The organism is Nocardia abscessus (assembly GCF_015477775.1).
In the GTDB taxonomy this organism is placed as follows: domain Bacteria; phylum Actinomycetota; class Actinomycetes; order Mycobacteriales; family Mycobacteriaceae; genus Nocardia; species Nocardia abscessus_A.
Genome location: NZ_JADLQO010000001.1, coordinates 776,525 through 791,783, shown reverse-complemented (window position 1 = coordinate 791,783; position 15,259 = coordinate 776,525). Strand labels below are relative to the sequence as shown.

General features: G+C 67.9%; 16 protein-coding genes. 10 read left to right on the top strand and 6 right to left on the bottom strand.

The window, feature by feature from the left end:
* Positions 1 to 187 precede the first annotated feature (187 nt).
* From IU450_RS03730 to IU450_RS03700, 7 genes are all read left to right on the top strand, one after another.
* On the top strand, positions 188 to 655 hold the full coding sequence (locus IU450_RS03730; protein WP_014980860.1) for an FHA domain-containing protein FhaB/FipA: 468 nt from the start codon (positions 188 to 190) through the stop codon (positions 653 to 655).
* The gene (locus IU450_RS03725; RefSeq protein ID WP_195148319.1) at positions 652 to 2,139 is read left to right on the top strand and encodes a PP2C family protein-serine/threonine phosphatase; all 1,488 of its coding nucleotides are present in this window, start codon (positions 652 to 654) and stop codon (positions 2,137 to 2,139) included. The genes IU450_RS03730 and IU450_RS03725 overlap by 4 nt, the downstream gene beginning before the upstream one ends.
* Positions 2,139 to 3,623 carry an FtsW/RodA/SpoVE family cell cycle protein gene (locus tag IU450_RS03720; RefSeq protein WP_195148318.1) on the top strand — a complete coding sequence of 495 codons (1,485 nt, stop codon included), beginning with the start codon at positions 2,139 to 2,141 and terminating at the stop codon, positions 3,621 to 3,623. The genes IU450_RS03725 and IU450_RS03720 overlap by 1 nt, the downstream gene beginning before the upstream one ends.
* Positions 3,620 to 5,086 (top strand): peptidoglycan D,D-transpeptidase FtsI family protein, encoded by a 1,467-nt coding sequence (locus IU450_RS03715; protein WP_195148317.1) that lies wholly within the window; start codon positions 3,620 to 3,622, stop codon positions 5,084 to 5,086. The genes IU450_RS03720 and IU450_RS03715 overlap by 4 nt, the downstream gene beginning before the upstream one ends.
* 37 nt (positions 5,087 to 5,123) lie before the next feature.
* On the top strand, positions 5,124 to 6,641 hold the full coding sequence (locus IU450_RS03710; RefSeq protein WP_195148316.1) for a protein kinase domain-containing protein: 1,518 nt from the start codon (positions 5,124 to 5,126) through the stop codon (positions 6,639 to 6,641).
* The gene (pknB, locus tag IU450_RS03705) at positions 6,638 to 8,539 is read left to right on the top strand and encodes a Stk1 family PASTA domain-containing Ser/Thr kinase (RefSeq protein ID WP_195148315.1); all 1,902 of its coding nucleotides are present in this window, start codon (positions 6,638 to 6,640) and stop codon (positions 8,537 to 8,539) included. The genes IU450_RS03710 and pknB overlap by 4 nt, the downstream gene beginning before the upstream one ends.
* Positions 8,540 to 8,645: 106 nt before the next feature.
* Positions 8,646 to 9,065 (top strand): CBS domain-containing protein, encoded by a 420-nt coding sequence (locus IU450_RS03700; protein WP_195148314.1) that lies wholly within the window; start codon positions 8,646 to 8,648, stop codon positions 9,063 to 9,065.
* Between the two features lie 229 nt (positions 9,066 to 9,294).
* On the opposite strand, the gene IU450_RS03695 is transcribed toward IU450_RS03700, so the two are convergent.
* Complete coding sequence (locus tag IU450_RS03695; protein ID WP_195148313.1) at positions 9,295 to 9,975, bottom strand: RibD family protein; 681 nt, start codon at positions 9,973 to 9,975, stop codon at positions 9,295 to 9,297.
* Entirely contained in the window at positions 9,972 to 10,616 is a 645-nt protein-coding gene (locus IU450_RS03690) for an aminodeoxychorismate/anthranilate synthase component II (protein WP_195148312.1), read from the bottom strand. Before IU450_RS03690 ends, IU450_RS03695 begins: the two co-directional genes overlap by 4 nt.
* Before the next feature lie 96 nt (positions 10,617 to 10,712).
* Here IU450_RS03690 and crgA point away from each other — a divergent pair, with 96 nt between their 5' ends.
* Together crgA and IU450_RS03680 are read left to right on the top strand one after the other, a co-directional pair.
* Positions 10,713 to 10,976, top strand: coding sequence for a cell division protein CrgA (gene crgA, locus IU450_RS03685; protein WP_040871406.1), 264 nt, complete (start codon positions 10,713 to 10,715; stop codon positions 10,974 to 10,976).
* 178 nt (positions 10,977 to 11,154) lie between these two features.
* Entirely contained in the window at positions 11,155 to 11,550 is a 396-nt protein-coding gene (locus IU450_RS03680) for a PH domain-containing protein (RefSeq protein ID WP_195148679.1), read from the top strand.
* A gap of 61 nt (positions 11,551 to 11,611) precedes the next feature.
* Here the strand turns inward: IU450_RS03680 and IU450_RS03675 are convergent, their stop codons facing one another.
* Entirely contained in the window at positions 11,612 to 12,484 is an 873-nt protein-coding gene (locus IU450_RS03675; protein WP_195148311.1) for a rhomboid family intramembrane serine protease, read from the bottom strand.
* A 4-nt stretch (positions 12,485 to 12,488) separates the two neighbouring features.
* Positions 12,489 to 13,016, bottom strand: a complete 528-nt coding sequence (locus IU450_RS03670) for a peptidylprolyl isomerase (protein WP_324197516.1) — start codon at positions 13,014 to 13,016, stop codon at positions 12,489 to 12,491.
* A gap of 107 nt (positions 13,017 to 13,123) precedes the next feature.
* On the opposite strand from IU450_RS03670, the gene IU450_RS03665 reads away from it, so the two are divergent.
* Positions 13,124 to 13,336, top strand: a complete 213-nt coding sequence (locus IU450_RS03665; RefSeq protein WP_195148309.1) for a hypothetical protein — start codon at positions 13,124 to 13,126, stop codon at positions 13,334 to 13,336.
* A 15-nt stretch (positions 13,337 to 13,351) separates the two neighbouring features.
* Here the strand turns inward: IU450_RS03665 and IU450_RS03660 are convergent, their stop codons facing one another.
* A complete protein-coding gene (locus tag IU450_RS03660; protein ID WP_195148308.1) occupies positions 13,352 to 14,200 on the bottom strand; it encodes an ABC transporter permease in 849 nt (282 codons plus the stop codon).
* Positions 14,197 to 15,198, bottom strand: coding sequence for an ATP-binding cassette domain-containing protein (locus IU450_RS03655; RefSeq protein ID WP_195148307.1), 1,002 nt, complete (start codon positions 15,196 to 15,198; stop codon positions 14,197 to 14,199). The genes IU450_RS03660 and IU450_RS03655 overlap by 4 nt, the downstream gene beginning before the upstream one ends.
* Between the last annotated feature and the right edge of the window lie 61 nt (positions 15,199 to 15,259).

Below are 15,259 nucleotides of genomic sequence, written 5' to 3'. Positions count from 1 at the left end.
CTCGCGGTGCAGGTCACGACATGGCTCTCGAGGGATTCGTCGGTCTTATCGTGATCGAAGTCGACCGACGGCCCTATGATGCTGCCAACACACGCGCGGCGCCGACATCGGGGCCGGCAAGACCAGCAGGCTGGTGGGGGTGGTCGAACCGCACCTACGTACACGGTCGAACAGGAGGTGGAGCGCCGTGCAGGGACTCATCCTGCAATTGACCCGTGCGGGGTTCCTGCTGCTGTTGTGGTTGTTCGTGTGGGCTGTGCTGCGCACGTTGCGCAGCGACATCTACGCGGCATCCGGCATTCGGATTCAGCCCAGGGCCGCGCGCGGTTCCGCGGTGCTGCCATCCTTCAGCCGGGGCCAGAAGGGCGCCAAATTTCTTGTGGTGACTCAGGGTTCACTCGCCGGCACCCGCATCTCGCTCGGCACCCAACCGGTGCTGATCGGGCGTGCGGATGATTCCACGCTGGTACTCACCGATGATTACGCCTCGACCAGACATGCGCGACTGTCGCCGCGTGGTGACGACTGGTACGTGGAAGACCTCGGCTCGACGAACGGCACCTACCTCGATCGCGCGAAAGTCACCACCGCGGTCCGAGTTCCGCTCGGCACGCCCGTCCGTGTCGGCAAGACAGTGATCGAGCTGCGATCGTGACACTTGTTCTCCGCTACGCAGCGCGCAGCGACCGCGGTCTCGTCCGAGGCAACAACGAAGACTCCGTGTACGCGGGCGCACGGCTGCTCGCGCTCGCCGACGGCATGGGCGGCCATGCCGCGGGAGAAGTCGCGTCCCAGTTGATGATCGCCGCGCTCGCCCATCTCGACGACGACGAACCCGGCGACGATCTGCTCGGCAAGCTCGACGCGGCGACCCGAGAAGGCAACGCCGCCATCGCCGATCAGGTCGAGGAGGAGCCCGAGCTCGACGGCATGGGCACCACGCTCACCGCAATCCTGTTCGCGGGCAAGAAACTCGGTCTCGTGCACATCGGCGACTCGCGCGCCTATCTGCTGCGCGGCGGCGAGCTCACCCAGATCACCCGGGACGACACGTTCGTCCAGTCGCTGGTCGACGAGGGCAGGATCACACCGGAGCAGGCGCACACGCACCCGCAGCGTTCGCTGATCATGCGCGCGCTCACCGGCAACGAGATCGAGCCGACGCTGATCATGCGCGAATCGCGCGCGGGTGACCGCTACCTGCTGTGCTCCGACGGTCTCTCCGACGTGGTGAGCGACGAGACCATCGCGAACACGATGCGCGAGGGCAGCACCGACGAGTGCGCCGACCGGCTCATCGAGCTGGCGCTGCGCAGCGGTGGTCCCGACAACGTGACCGTCGTGGTGGCCGACGTCATCGATCTGGACTACGGCCAGAGCCACCCGATCGTGGCGGGCGCCGCGTCCGGCGTCGATGAGGACAGCCCGCCGCCGAACACCGCCGCGGGCCGGGCCTCCGCCCTGCGTCCGCCGCGCGCCGCGCCGCGCCGAGCCGCCGCCGCGCCCGAGCCGCCCGCGAAGAAGTCGCACCGGCTGCGCTGGATCGTGCTCGCGCTGGCGCTCGTCGTCGCGGTCTGCGTGGGGCTCGTCGTCGGCTACAAGATGATCCGCAGCAACTACTACGTCGGCGCGGACGACGGTTCGGTCGTCATCCTGCGCGGGCTGCCCGGGTCGATCCTCGGCTACTCCATCCACGACGTGAACCTGGTCGGGTGCGTGACCCGCAACGGTGAACTCACCTTGTCCGAGCCCGGCCAGGACGTGCCGTCCTCGTGCAAGCCGCTGCGGGTCAGCGATCTGAAGCAGACCGGCCGCGATCAGGTGGACAAGGGGTTGCCGCCGGGTTCGCTGGACAAGGCCAGAGACTCGATGACCTACCTCGCCCAGCGCGAACTGCTGCCGCCCTGCCCGGTCAAGGAAGCGGCGCCGCAGCCCGGGGTCGTCCCGTCCACCGAGCCCGCACCGCCCGCGCCAAACGGCGCTCAGCCCCCGCCCGCCACCGGTGCGCCCGCACCGGAGCAGGGTGACGCCAGGGGCACCGAGATCAAGACGCCGACGAAGTCGGAGGCTCCTGCCACGCCGTCGAGCACATCGCCGACCCCCCAGACCACGGGGGAGAGCTGCCGGGTGACGGACTGATGTCCGCGCCGGCACCGCCGTCGGCTGGAGCTTTCCCCAGTCCCCCGGGCGGCTTCGCTCCCGCGCCACCGCCGAGCACCAGACGAAACGTCGAACTGTTGCTGCTCGCGGCTGCGGCGGTGATCACCACCGTGTCCCTGTTCCTGGTCGAGGCCAGTCAGGAACAGTCGATCACCTGGGACATCGCCAAGTACGGGCTGGCCTACCTCGCGTTGTTCGCGATCGCGCACCTGGCCGTCCGGCGGTTCGCTCCGTTCGCCGATCCGCTGCTGCTGCCCATCGTCGCGCTGCTCAACGGCCTCGGCCTGGTGCTCATCCACCGGCTCGACCTGGCCGACCAGCAGACCGCCGCCTACAACTCGTGGGCGACCCCCTCCCCCGACGCCACCCAGCAGATCCTGTGGACCGCGCTGGGCACGCTGGTGTTCATCACGCTGCTGATCGCCCTGCGCGACTACCGCACGCTGGCCCGCTACAGCTACACCCTCGGCCTGATCGGCCTTGTCGCGCTGGCCATCCCCGCTCTGCTGCCCAGCGCGTTCTCCGAGACCAACGGCGCGAAGATCTGGATTCGGCTGCCCGGTTTCAGCGTTCAGCCCGGCGAGTTCGCGAAGATCCTGCTGATCATCTTCTTCGCCTCGGTGCTGGTCGCCAAGCGTGAGCTGTTCACCGCCGCCGGGCGGCACGTGCTCGGCATGGAGTTCCCGCGCGGCCGCGACCTCGGCCCGATCCTGGCCGTCTGGATCGTCTGCATCGGCGTGCTGGTGTTCGAGAAGGATCTCGGCACCTCGCTGCTGATCTTCAGCACCGTGCTGGTGATGCTCTACATCGCCACCGAACGGGTCGGCTGGCTGGTCATCGGCGGCGGACTGCTCGCCCTCGGATTCCTGTTCGCCTACCGGCTGTTCGGCCACGTGCGGGTCCGGGTGGAGACCTGGCTGCACCCGTTCGAGGACTACAACAACACCGGCTATCAGATCTCCCAGTCGCTGTTCGGCCTGGCCACCGGCGGGCTTGCCGGGACCGGCCTCGGCAGCGGCAGGCCCAACCAGGTGCCGTTCGCCAAGACCGACTTCATCGTCACCACCATCGGCGAGGAACTCGGGCTGATCGGGCTCACCGCGGTGCTGGTGCTGTTCCTGGTGTTCGTGGTGCGCGGGTTGCGCACCGCCCTCGCCGTGCGTGACAGCTTCGGCAAGCTGCTCGCGGCCGGCCTGTCGTTCACCATCGCGATCCAGCTGTTCGTCGTGGTCGGCGGTGTGACCAAGCTGATTCCGCTGACCGGCCTCACCACCCCGTTCATGTCCTACGGTGGGTCCTCGCTGTTGGCGAACTACGCGTTGCTGGCGTTGCTGATCAAGATTTCCGACGCCGCCCGCGCGCCCGCCCCGGTGCGCAAGAAGGAGCCGGCACCGCTCGCCGACGCGCAGACCGAACTGCTGCGGCGCGATGCGGGACGACCGGAAGCGGGGCCCCTGACATGAACACTCCACTACGCCGAGTCGCCGTCGCGGTGATGGTGATGGTCGTCGCGCTGCTGGCGAACGCCACGTACGTGCAGGTGATCAAGGCCGACGACCTGCGCTCCGATCCACGCAACTCCCGCGTGCTGCTGGACGAGTACTCCCGCCAGCGCGGGCAGATCTCGGCGGGCGGCACCGTGCTGGCCAGCTCGATCGCGACCGACGACCGCTACAAGTACCTGCGCACCTACCCGACCGAGCCGGAGGCGTACGCGCCCGCGACGGGTTTCTACTCGATGCAGTACGGCAGCACCGGGCTGGAGCGCGCCGAGGACTCGGTGCTCAACGGCTCCGACAGTCAGTTGTTCGGCAGCCGCCTCGTCGACCTGATCTCCGGCCGGGATCCGCGCGGCGGCAACGTGCTCACCACGCTCGACCCGGTGATGCAGCAGGTCGCCTACGACCAGCTGACCAGCAAGGACTACACCGGCTCGGTGGTGGCGATCGAGCCGAGCACCGGCAAGATCCTCACCATGGTGTCCACGCCGAGCTACGACCCGAACCGGTTGTCCGGGCACGACGGCGCACGCGGCACCCAGGCATGGGAAACCCTGAGTGCGGATCCGCGCCATCCCATGTTGAATCGCGCCATCTCCCAGACCTACCCGCCCGGGTCCACGTTCAAGGTCGTGGTCACCGCCGCCGCGCTGGCCAACGGCCTCGCGACTCCCGACGACCAGTTCACCGCCGCGCCGAATTTCACGCCGCCCGGCACCACCGTCCCGATGGAGAACTACAACGGCTCCACGTGCGGTCCCAACCCGACCGCTTCGCTGTTCGAGGCGTTCCGGCGCTCGTGCAACACCGCGTTCGCCGAACTGGGGCTGAAGGTGGGCGCCGCGAAACTCAAGGACGAAGCGGCCGCGTTCGGTGTCGGCCCGCACCGCGGGATCCCGATGCCGGTGGCGGAGAGCACCGTCGGCCCGATCGCCGACGAGGCCGCGCTGGCCCAGAGCAGCATCGGGCAGCGCGACGTCGCGTTGACCCCGCTGCAGAACGCGGTCGTCGCCGCGACCATCGCCAACGGCGGCGTCCGCATGGAGCCCTACCTGGTCGATCAGTTGCAGGGCCCGGACCTGAGCGAGCTGACCAAGACCAAGCCGGTCTCGGTCGGCCAGGCCGTCAGCGCCGAGGTAGCGTCGACCCTGACCAACCTGATGATCGCGTCGGAGAGCAACACCGCCGGAGGTGGCCAGACCCCTTATCAGATCGCGTCCAAGACCGGCACCGCGGAGCACGGGTCCAACCCGCGCACCACGCCGCCGCACGCTTGGTATATCGCGTTCGCACCCGCGCAGAACCCGAAGATCGCCATCGCGGTGATCGTGGAGAACGGCGGGGACCGGGCGCTTGCCGCGACCGGTGGCTCGGTGGCCGCGCCGGTGGCTCGCGCGGTCCTGAACGCCGGTCTTCGAGGGGGCTGAACGATATGGATGTGCGAGTGAAGGTACGGGGACCTCGATGCTGAACAACGGTGCGATGATCGCCGACCGGTACCGGCTGCAGCGGTTGATCGCGACCGGCGGCATGGGCCAGGTCTGGGAAGCGTTGGACACCAGGCTCGACCGCAGGGTCGCGGTCAAGGTGCTGAAGTCGGAGTTCTCGGCCGACCCGACGTTCCGGCATCGATTCCGCACCGAGGCGAAGACCACCGCCCAGCTGAATCACCCCGGTATCGCGGGGATCTACGACTACGGCGAGACCATCGACCCGCAGGGCAGCGAGATCGCCTACCTGGTCATGGAATTCGTGCAGGGCGAGCCGCTGAACACCGTGCTCAACCGGCTCGGCAGGCTGTCGGTGGCGCAAGGCCTCGACCTGCTCGAGCAGACCGGGCGCGCGCTGGAGGTGGCGCACCGCGCGGGCGTCGTGCACCGCGACGTGAAACCGGGCAACATCCTGGTCACGCCGACCGGCCAGGTGAAGATCACCGACTTCGGCATCGCCAAAGCGGTGGACGCCTCCCCGGTGACCAAGACCGGCATGGTGATGGGCACCGCCCAGTACATCGCACCGGAACAGGCGGTCGGCGAGGACGCCACCGCGGCCAGCGACGTCTACTCGCTCGCGGTGGTCGGTTACGAGGCGCTGGCCGGACAGCGCCCGTTCACCGGCGACGGTGCGATCACCGTCGCGATGAAGCACGTTCGCGAGACCCCGCCCCCGATGCCGGCCGATCTTCCCGGCAACGTGCGCGAACTGATCGAGATCACGATGGAGAAGGACCCCGCGCGCCGTTACGCCAGCGGTGGCGAGTTCGCCGACGCGGTCGCCGCGGTGCGCGCGGGTCGTCGTCCGCCGTCGCCGAGCGGCGCCCACCCCGCCGCGCCCCTGACCGGCGCCACGCGGGTGCTCCCGCCCGGCCCGACCGCCGTGATCCCCTCCACGCCGAGCGACTTCGACGGTGCGACGGTGCGCTACTCGACGCCCGCGGCAGGCTCGGTGGGCGCGGCGAATCGCGCGGGCACGGTCGCCGCTCCGGCCACCGTGCTGAGCCGTGGCGCGACGGGCGATCTGCCGCCCGGCGACGGCAATCGGTTCACCTCGACACAGAAATGGTTGGCGGGTCTGGGCATCGGCGCCGTGCTGCTCGGCGCGCTCACGATCTTCCTGCTGTTCGGCGGGGACACCAACCCGGATTCGACGCCGTCACCCACCACGACGATCGCGCCGAACCCCAAGCCCGCCCCGCCGGTGGCCAGCACCACCACCCCCAAGCCCGCACCTCCGCCGGTGGACACCGAGACCTACGAACCGCCCACTACCGAGCCGAAGACCACGACACCGGAGCCGACGACGACCACCCCGCCGCCCACCACCACGGCACCGAGCACGACGAAGCCGACGACCACCGCGCCCAGCACCACCACCCGGCCGCGCGTTCCGACCCTCGACCTACCATTCCCGGAGATTCCCGGTGCCCGTGGGCCTTCGGCCACCCGCAGCGGACCCGCTACTTCTTCGCAAGGACTGCCATGACGACCCCGAAGAATCTCTCGTCTCGCTACGAGCTTGGCGAGATCATCGGGTTCGGCGGTATGTCCGAAGTGCACAAGGCGCGCGATATCCGGCTGAGCCGGGACGTGGCGATCAAAGTGCTGCGGGCGGACCTGGCCCGCGACCCCACCTTCTATCTCCGGTTCAAGCGCGAAGCGCAGAACGCCGCCGCGCTCAACCATCCGGCCATCGTCGCGGTATACGACACCGGCGAAGCCGAGGTGGACGGCGGCCCGCTGCCGTACATCGTGATGGAGTACGTGGACGGCGACACCCTGCGCGACATCGTGCGCGGCAAGGGACCGCTGCCGCCGCGCCGCGCGATGGAAGTCGTCGCGGACGTGTGCGCGGCGCTGGATTTCAGCCACAAGGCCGGGATCGTGCATCGCGATATGAAGCCCGCGAACATCATGATCAACCGGGCGGGCGCGGTGAAGGTGATGGACTTCGGCATCGCGCGCGCGATCGCCGACAGCTCCAACCCGATGACGCAGACCGCGGCGGTGATCGGCACCGCGCAGTACCTCTCGCCGGAACAGGCGCGCGGCGAGACGGTGGACGCCCGTTCGGACGTCTACTCCGTCGGCTGTGTGCTGTTCGAAATCCTCACCGGCGAGCCGCCTTTCACGGGTGACTCGCCGGTCGCCGTCGCCTACCAGCACGTCCGGGAAGACCCGCGGCTGCCGTCGCACGTGCACTCCGGGGTACCGCGCGAGCTGGACTCGGTGGTGCTCAAGGCGATGAGCAAGAACCCGGCCAACCGGTACCAGACCGCCGCCGAGATGCGCGCGGACCTGATCCGGGTGCTCGGCGGCCAGAAGCCCATCGCGCCGATGGTGATGACCGACGAGGATCGCACCACCATCATGGGCTCGGACGAACCCGCGCCACGCACCTACCGCACCGTCGAGCGCGACGACGACACCGCCGAGCAGGATCCGGCCGAGCCGAACGGCCGACGCCGGACCGCCTATATCGCGCTCGGCGCCGTCGCGGCGGTCGCCGTGGTGTTCGCGCTGTTCTGGGTGCTGCTCGGGCCGGGAAGCCGACCGGACCAGGTCGCCGTTCCCGACTTGTCCAACAAGTCCTCGCAGCAGGCGCAGGACGCGTTGCAGAAGCTCGGCTTCACGGTGGCGATCCAGCAGAAGCCAGACAGCAAGGTCGCCACGGGCAACGTGATCGCGACCCAGCCCCTCGGCGGCTCACGGATCGATGAGGGCAGCACGGTCACCGTCCAGGTGTCCTCCGGGCCCGCGCAGGTCCAGGTGCCGAAGCTCACGGGACTGACCCAGGAGCAAGCCGAGCAGGTGTTGAACTCCAAAGGCCTGCGGATCAATCCGAACGTCGAGCGCAAACCGTCGAGCACCGCCGAGAAGGATCAGGTGATCGAGCAGAACCCGTCGCCGGGTTCGAAGGTCGACGTCGACTGGGAAGTCGTCGTCACGATCGGCACCGGCCCGGAAGCGGTCCGCGTTCCGTACGTCGTCGGCCAGATGATCGACGTGGCACAGCCCAACGTCGAGGGCAACGGCTTCAAGGTGGTCGTCCAAGAGGTGCAGTCCTCCAAGCCCAAGGGCGAAGTGGTCGCTTCCAGTCCGGCGGGCGGCAGCAACGCGGAGAAAGGCTCCACGGTCACCATCCAGGTGTCCGCGGGTGATCTGAAGATGCCGTCGCTGATCGGTCTCACCGTTTCGCAGGCGGTGGAGAAGCTGCGCGCGGAAGGGTGGACCGGTAGCACCAGCCAGATCAGCCAGTCTCCACAGGGCACCTTCGACGCGGGCAATGTCGGCCGCATCCTCAGCCAGCAACCGTCCGCGGGCAGTTCGCTCCAGAAGAACGCCGCCATCCTGGTGGGTGTGGGGGTGCTCGGCCCGCCGTGACCGGCCATGTCGCTGGTATCGAGAAAACGAGACCATCCGGTGTGAATTGCGGGAGAATGATGCTGCTCCATCCCAATCAGCGCAGCTGAGCACGAGGAGGTAGCTCATGACCACTGCCAGGGACATCATGAAACCCGGCGTTCAGTGGATTCCGAAGGACACGACCATCGAGCAGGCCGCACGAACCATGGCCGAACTCAACGTCGGGTCTTTGATCGTCTCGGACGAGAACGAGCGGATGTGCGGCATCGTCACCGACCGCGACATCGTCGTGAAGTGCATCGCGCAGGGCAAGACCCCATCGGCCTGCAGGGTCGATGAACTGTGCGAAGCGACGCCGCGGTGGGTCGACGCCAACGCCGACATCGAGGAAGTTCTCGATGAGATGGAAAGCAACCGGGTCAAGCGCATGCCGGTGATCGAGAACAAGCGGCTGGTCGGCATGATCAGCGAGGCGGACCTGGCCAGGCACCTGGACGACAACCAGCTCGGCGAATTCGTGACCGCCGTCTACGGACGCCCCTGAATTCAGGACCGGCGCGGAGGTAGTTCACCGATCACCCTCCGCGTCCACACGAGCACTTCGCGCCGTTACCGAAGGCGGCTCCCGCTCGGCAGGGCCGGACCGTTCGGCGCACAGCGGCCGGGCCGGAATGCCGGGCGAGTTCGGGCCGCGGACGGCCGACGGTCGTCCGCGGTTCGCTCGCCTCCAGCGCCGTGGCACATACGTCGATCGTCGACGTATGGCACCGGCGTCAGTCCGGCTCGGCCTTCGGTAGATAGCGCAACACCGCGACGTCGCCCACTTGCGTCACGCCGGTGAGCCGCATCCTGCGATGGGGCGCGCCCGGAAAGTCGGCCGGGTCGAGAAAGCGAGGGGCCGCGACGTCGCCGACCAGGATGGGGGCGACCGCGAGGTGCAGTTCGTCGGCCAGATCGGCAGCGAGAAAGGCGGTGTGGATGCGAGTGCCGCCCTCCACCATGAGGCGGCCGACACCTCGTCTGCCCAAATCGTTCAGCAGCGCACCGAAGTCGAGTTCGGCGCCGAGAGCCACCACTTCGGCCAGCCCGGACAGCCGGGTGGCGAGTCTCGCCGCGCCTGCCTCGGTGGTGTAGACGAGCTTGTCGCCGCCGTGGTGCCAGAACCGCAGCCCGGGATCCAGGTCGCCGCTCGCCGAAACCGTCACCTTCAGCGGATACTCCGGCTTGCCCGCCGCGACGCGAATCGCCCTGCGATCGGCGCTGTCGACCAGCAGCCGCGGATTGTCGCTGCGCAACGTCTGCGCTCCGATCAGGATGGCGTCGGAGTCCGCGCGGACCTGGTCGACCCTATCGAAGTCCGCCGCATCCGACAGCCGCAGCCGCTCGGGGCTCGCGTCATCGATGTACCCGTCGATGCTCATCGCCACCGACAGCAGCACATGTGGACGGGTCACTGCAGCACCAGCGCGGCGACCTCCGCCTCCAGCGTCTGCACCAAGCCCTCGGCCGGACGTTTCCCGCACACGCCGAGCCAGTTCGCCAGCATCCGGTGCCCACCCTGGGTCAGCACCGATTCCGGATGGAACTGCACGCCGTGGATGGGCAGCGTGCGATGACGCATAGCCATCACGATCCCGCTCTCGGTGCGTCCGAGCACCTCGATCTCCTCCGGCAAGGTGTCCTCGACCACGGTGAGCGAGTGGTATCGCGTGGCGGTGAACGGGTCGGGCAGACCGGCCAGCACGCCTGCGCCGATGTGGAAGACCTCGCTGGTCTTCCCGTGCAACAACTCGGGAGCCCTGGTGACGGTGGCGCCGAACGCCTCGCCGATCGCCTGGTGGCCGAGGCACACGCCGAGCAGCGGAACATTTTGCTCGGCGCAGGCGCGCACCAACGGGATGCTGGCGCCCGCCCGGTCCGGGGTACCGGGACCTGGGCTGATCAGGATGCCGTCGAAGTCGCGCACGACCGCGCCCACGTCGGCGAGGTTCGGATCGTCGTTGCGCCATACGACGGCCTCGACACCCAGCTGACCGAGGTACTGCACCAGGTTGAAGACGAAGCTGTCGTAATTGTCGACGACCAGAACACGCATGGCATCGAGATTACGTCCCGGCACGGCACCGCGTCGCATCCATTACCTGTTGGGATAGCCTAGAGACCACGACCTGCCGCCGAATACGAGGACGTCATGCCCAAGTCGAAGGTCCGTAAGAAGACCGACTATACGATCAACCCCGCCAGCCGGACCCCGGTGAAGGTGAAGGCTGGGCCGTCTCCGGTCTGGTACGTCGCCATCATGCTCGGGTTCATGCTCGCCGGGCTGGTCTGGCTGCTCGTCTACTACTTGGCGGCCGAGCAGATCAGCTGGATGAACGACCTCAACGCCTGGAACTTCCTGATCGGCTTCGGCCTGATGGTGGTGGGCCTGATCATGACGATGCGCTGGCGCTGAGCGTGGCGCGACACGGATTACAGACGTGTCATTCATGCACACCTGTGGATGAGCCTGTGGACAACTCGAGGAGCGATGGGAAAGTGCTGTGAGTCCGGAGCCCGAGGTCCCCGGCCCACGAGAGCACGCTGAGCCGAGCCTGGCCTGGACCACGCCCACAGCCGCGCTCGTCGCCGTCATGGTCGGTGGCCTTGCGCTGGCCATCGCCGCGATCCTCACCAGCGAGGCGGCCAGTCGCCTGCTCGTCGGGCTGGCAGCCGTCGGCCTGCTCGTCCTGGCCGGGCTCGGATTCCGGCAACGCCCGCGGCTGTCCGTCGTGTCCGGTGCGCGACCTCGCTTGGTGGTGCGCACGCTGACCGGGGCCGACGAATACGCCCCCGATCAGATCGTCCGTGCCCGCGTGGTGAGCTACCGGCGCCTAGGGCGCAAGATGCCCATGCTGGAGCTCGACGTCGAGCGCGACGGCGCGGAGCGGCTGCTGATCTTCGGCCGCTGGGATCTGGGCGTCAACCCGGAGATCGTGTACCACGACCTGGTCGAAGCGCTCCGACTCACCGAGGACAAGACCCGCTGACTCGCATCCGGGTCGTCGGCGCACCCGGACGCGAATGTTTCACGTGAAGCGAATCCCGGTGTCAGGCAGTGGAAGTGATAGCGCCCACCGACACCAACGCCAGCGCCGCGATCGCGAGCACCGCCACGGACACCCAGCCGACCGCCCGTGCCGCCTCCGGAGTCTTCACCCGCAGCCAAGCAGGCAGGAACAGGATGCCGAGCGTCGCGAGCGTGCCCGCGGCCAGACCACCGAGATGCCCCCAGAGCGAGATGCCGGGCAGCGAGAAGCTGATGAAGACATTGATGCCGATGAGGATGAGCATCTGATTCGGGTTCTGCCGCAACCGGATGAGAATGACTGTGATCGCACCGAACATGCCGTACACCGCGCCGGACGCCCCCGCCGTGAGACTGTTCTGCGCGAACAGCATGACTCCGGCCGATCCACCGAGCAGCGACACCAGGTACACGGCGAGATAGCGCAACCGCCCGAGCACCAACTCGGCGTCCCGGCCCACCACGTACAGGGCGAACATGTTGAGCAGCAGGTGGATCGGACCGTAGTGCAAGAACCCGGAGCCGAGCACTCGCCACCATTCGCCGGCCGCGACGGCCGGCGCCCACAGCACCCAGTCCAGGAACAGCGCGGAACCCCGCTGGTTGTCCATCAGGCTCTTCGCCTGCGCCGCGGTGATCGCGTAGATCACCAGATTGATCGCGATCAGCCCGTAGGTCACGTAGGGCGCGGCCGTCCGGGCCGTGGCTGCGCCCGAGACCGTCCGCACCGGGGCGACGCTGCGCTGATCCGCACGCAGACAGTCGACACAGTGCTGGCCGACAGCCGCGGGACGCAGGCACTCGGCACAGGACGGCCGCCCGCACCGCGTGCAGGCCAGGCCGGTCGGGCGATTCGGATGGCGGACGCACGTAGGTGCGGGCGGCTGGGGATTCATAGTCTCATTCGATCGTGATCTTGGTGATGACGACGGGCTCCATGGGCCGGTCGTTGCGATCGGTCTTGGTGGTCGCGATCGCGTCGACGACCTTCCGGGAATCCGGGTCCACCACTTCACCGAAGATCGTGTGCTTGCGGTTGAGGTGCGGCTGACGGCCGACGGTGATGAAGAACTGTGAGCCGTTGGTGCCCGGCCCCGCGTTGGCCATCGCCAGCAGGTAACCCCGGTCGAAGCGCAGCTCGGGGTGGAACTCGTCACCGAATTCGTAGCCGGGGCCGCCACGACCGGTACCGGTGGGGTCGCCACCCTGAATCATGAAGCCGGCCATCACGCGATGGAACAGGGCACCGTCATAGAACGGGCCGCTACTGCCGCCGCTGGCGTTCGCGGTGGTGTACGGCGCCGAACCGTCGGCGAGACCTAGGAAATTGCGGACCGTCTTGGGCGCGTGGTTACCGAAGAGCGAGAGCTTGATATCGCCGTGATTCGTGTGCAGCGTTGCCACGGATGTCTGATTCGGTGAGGTCACGCCGCCCATCGTGCCACGGTCTGCGACGAGGCCGCGGAACTGGGCCGGACCGCGCTGTGAGCTGGGACTCCTGCGCGAATCGCCGGGCTGTGCATAGAGTGGTTCCCATGACCTCGGGGCGCCTGCATGTCTCTTCGCGTTCACGTAACCGGCTCATCGTCGCGGCTGCCGTCGCACTGGCCGGTGGCGTGGCCTATTTGATCCGCACCCGCAGGCCGCAGCAGCCCGAACCTGCCCCGGCGCCACCGCGCATCGGATACTCCCGCAACGGCTCCGCGCCGACCTCTTTGGCGGAAGCCGGCGCGGAGCACGATCGCTGATCCGAGTGTCGCCGGTCAGCGACTGACGGTCTTCTTGTACTGACGCAGAGCCAGCGGCACGAACACCACCAGAATCACCACCACCCAGACCAGGGAGGTGATGACGGGATGCCGCAGCGACCAGGCTTCCGGCGTCGGTGCGAGCGGATTGGTGTTACCGAACAGATCGCGGGTCGCCTGAGTGAGTGCCGACACCGGGTTCCATTCCGCGATAACCCGCAGTACGGTGGGCAGTTTTTCGCTGGGGACGAACGTGTTGGCGATGAAGGTGAGCGGGAAGATCACCATGAAGCTGGCGTTGTTGAACACCTCGGGCGCCCGCACCAGCAGACCGACCACGGCCATGATCCAGGACACCGCGTAGGCGAACAACAGCAGCAGGATGTAGGCCAGCACCGCGTCCAGGAACGATCCGCGGATCCGCCAGCCGACGGCCAGACCGGTCACCGACATGACCGTCAGGCTCACCACATTGATCACCACGTCGCTGATCGTGCGGCCGACCAGCACCGCCGACGAGGCCATCGGCAGCGAGCGGAACCGGTCGATGATGCCCTTCTGCATGTCCTCGGCCAGGCCCGCGCCGGTGAACGTCGCGCCGAACACTACGGTCTGCGCGAAGATGCCCGCGATGAGGAACTCGCGGTAGCCACCGGACAGACCCGGCACGTCGATGGCCGCGCCGAAGACGTAGGCGAACAACAGCACGAACATGATCGGCGAGAGCGTGGAGAAGATCAGGACGTCGGGTACCCGCTTGATCTTGATGACATTGCGTTTCGCGATGGTCACGCTGTCGCTGACCACGATGGACAGTCGCTCGCCCAGCGAGGGCCGTGCCAGGGCCGGGGCCGTCGCGGTCATCGGATCGTTCCTTCCGTAGCTTCCAGCTTGTCGTTCGCCCCGGCACCGTCCGCGGTGGTCACCGCTTCATGACCGGTGAGGGTGAGGAAGACGTCGTCCAGCGACGGGCGCCGCAGGCCGACATCGTGGATCTGCACGTTGTGCTCGGCCAGCCGTCCGACCGCCTCGACCAGCGCCTGTGATCCGTCGGCGACCGGGACGATGATCCTGCGCAATCCCGGCTCGAGATGGATCTCGCCGTCGGCCAGGCTCTTCAGCGCGGCCTCGGCCGTGCCGAGATTCTCCGCGCGGTCAACGGTCAGCTCGATGCGGTCGCCGCCGACCATGGTCTTGAGTTCGTCCGCGGTGCCCTTGGCGATCACCTTGCCGTGGTCGATCACGGCGATGGAGTCGGCGAGCCGGTCGGCCTCCTCCATGTACTGGGTGGTGAGCAGCAACGTGGTCCCGCCCGCGACCAGTTCCTCGATGACGTCCCAAAGGTCCAGGCGCGCACGGGGATCCAGTCCGGTGGTCGGCTCGTCGAGAAACAGGACGGGCGGATTCGCGACCAGCGCGCCGGCCAGGTCGAGGCGACGCCGCATGCCGCCGGAGTAGCCTTTGACCGGCCGGTCCGCGGCCTCGGTGAGCCGGAATCGTTCGAGCAATTCGCGCGCGCGTTCCTTACTCCGCTGCACGCCCATGTGATAAAGACGTCCCACCATTTCCAAATTCTCGAAACCGGTGAGGTATTCGTCGACCGCGGCGTACTGCCCCGACGCCCCGATGTGCGAGCGCAACGCCTGCGGATCGCGCAGCACGTCGATTCCCGCGACCGTCGCGTGTCCGGCATCCGGCACGAGCAGGGTGGTGAACACGCGGACGGTGGTGGTCTTACCTGCGCCGTTGGGTCCGAGCAGTGCGGTGACGGTTCCTTCCGGGACCCGCAGATCGAGTCCGTCGAGGGCCACCAGCTGGCCATATCTTTTGACCAGACCCTCGGCGACTATTGCGTCGGGCATGATTCTCCTGAGGTTGATGAGTTCTCTGTGGTCGGCGGACGACGCCAGGGTTTCCGGGCGC

What these genes read in the sequence shown, in the direction of transcription:
- IU450_RS03720 (WP_195148318.1), top strand. Translation starts at nt 2,139, where the DNA reads ATGTCCGCGCCGGCACCGCCGTCGGCTGGAGCTTTCCCCAGTCCCCCG.
- IU450_RS03715 (WP_195148317.1), top strand. Translation starts at nt 3,620, where the DNA reads ATGAACACTCCACTACGCCGAGTCGCCGTCGCGGTGATGGTGATGGTC.
- IU450_RS03710 (WP_195148316.1), top strand. Translation starts at nt 5,124, where the DNA reads ATGCTGAACAACGGTGCGATGATCGCCGACCGGTACCGGCTGCAGCGG.
- pknB (WP_195148315.1), top strand. Translation starts at nt 6,638, where the DNA reads ATGACGACCCCGAAGAATCTCTCGTCTCGCTACGAGCTTGGCGAGATC.
- IU450_RS03700 (WP_195148314.1), top strand. Translation starts at nt 8,646, where the DNA reads ATGACCACTGCCAGGGACATCATGAAACCCGGCGTTCAGTGGATTCCG.
- IU450_RS03690 (WP_195148312.1), bottom strand. Translation starts at nt 10,616, where the DNA reads ATGCGTGTTCTGGTCGTCGACAATTACGACAGCTTCGTCTTCAACCTG.
- crgA (WP_040871406.1), top strand. Translation starts at nt 10,713, where the DNA reads ATGCCCAAGTCGAAGGTCCGTAAGAAGACCGACTATACGATCAACCCC.
- IU450_RS03680 (WP_195148679.1), top strand. Translation starts at nt 11,155, where the DNA reads ATGGTCGGTGGCCTTGCGCTGGCCATCGCCGCGATCCTCACCAGCGAG.
- IU450_RS03675 (WP_195148311.1), bottom strand. Translation starts at nt 12,484, where the DNA reads ATGAATCCCCAGCCGCCCGCACCTACGTGCGTCCGCCATCCGAATCGC.
- IU450_RS03665 (WP_195148309.1), top strand. Translation starts at nt 13,124, where the DNA reads ATGACCTCGGGGCGCCTGCATGTCTCTTCGCGTTCACGTAACCGGCTC.
- IU450_RS03660 (WP_195148308.1), bottom strand. Translation starts at nt 14,200, where the DNA reads ATGACCGCGACGGCCCCGGCCCTGGCACGGCCCTCGCTGGGCGAGCGA.
- IU450_RS03655 (WP_195148307.1), bottom strand. Translation starts at nt 15,198, where the DNA reads ATGCCCGACGCAATAGTCGCCGAGGGTCTGGTCAAAAGATATGGCCAG.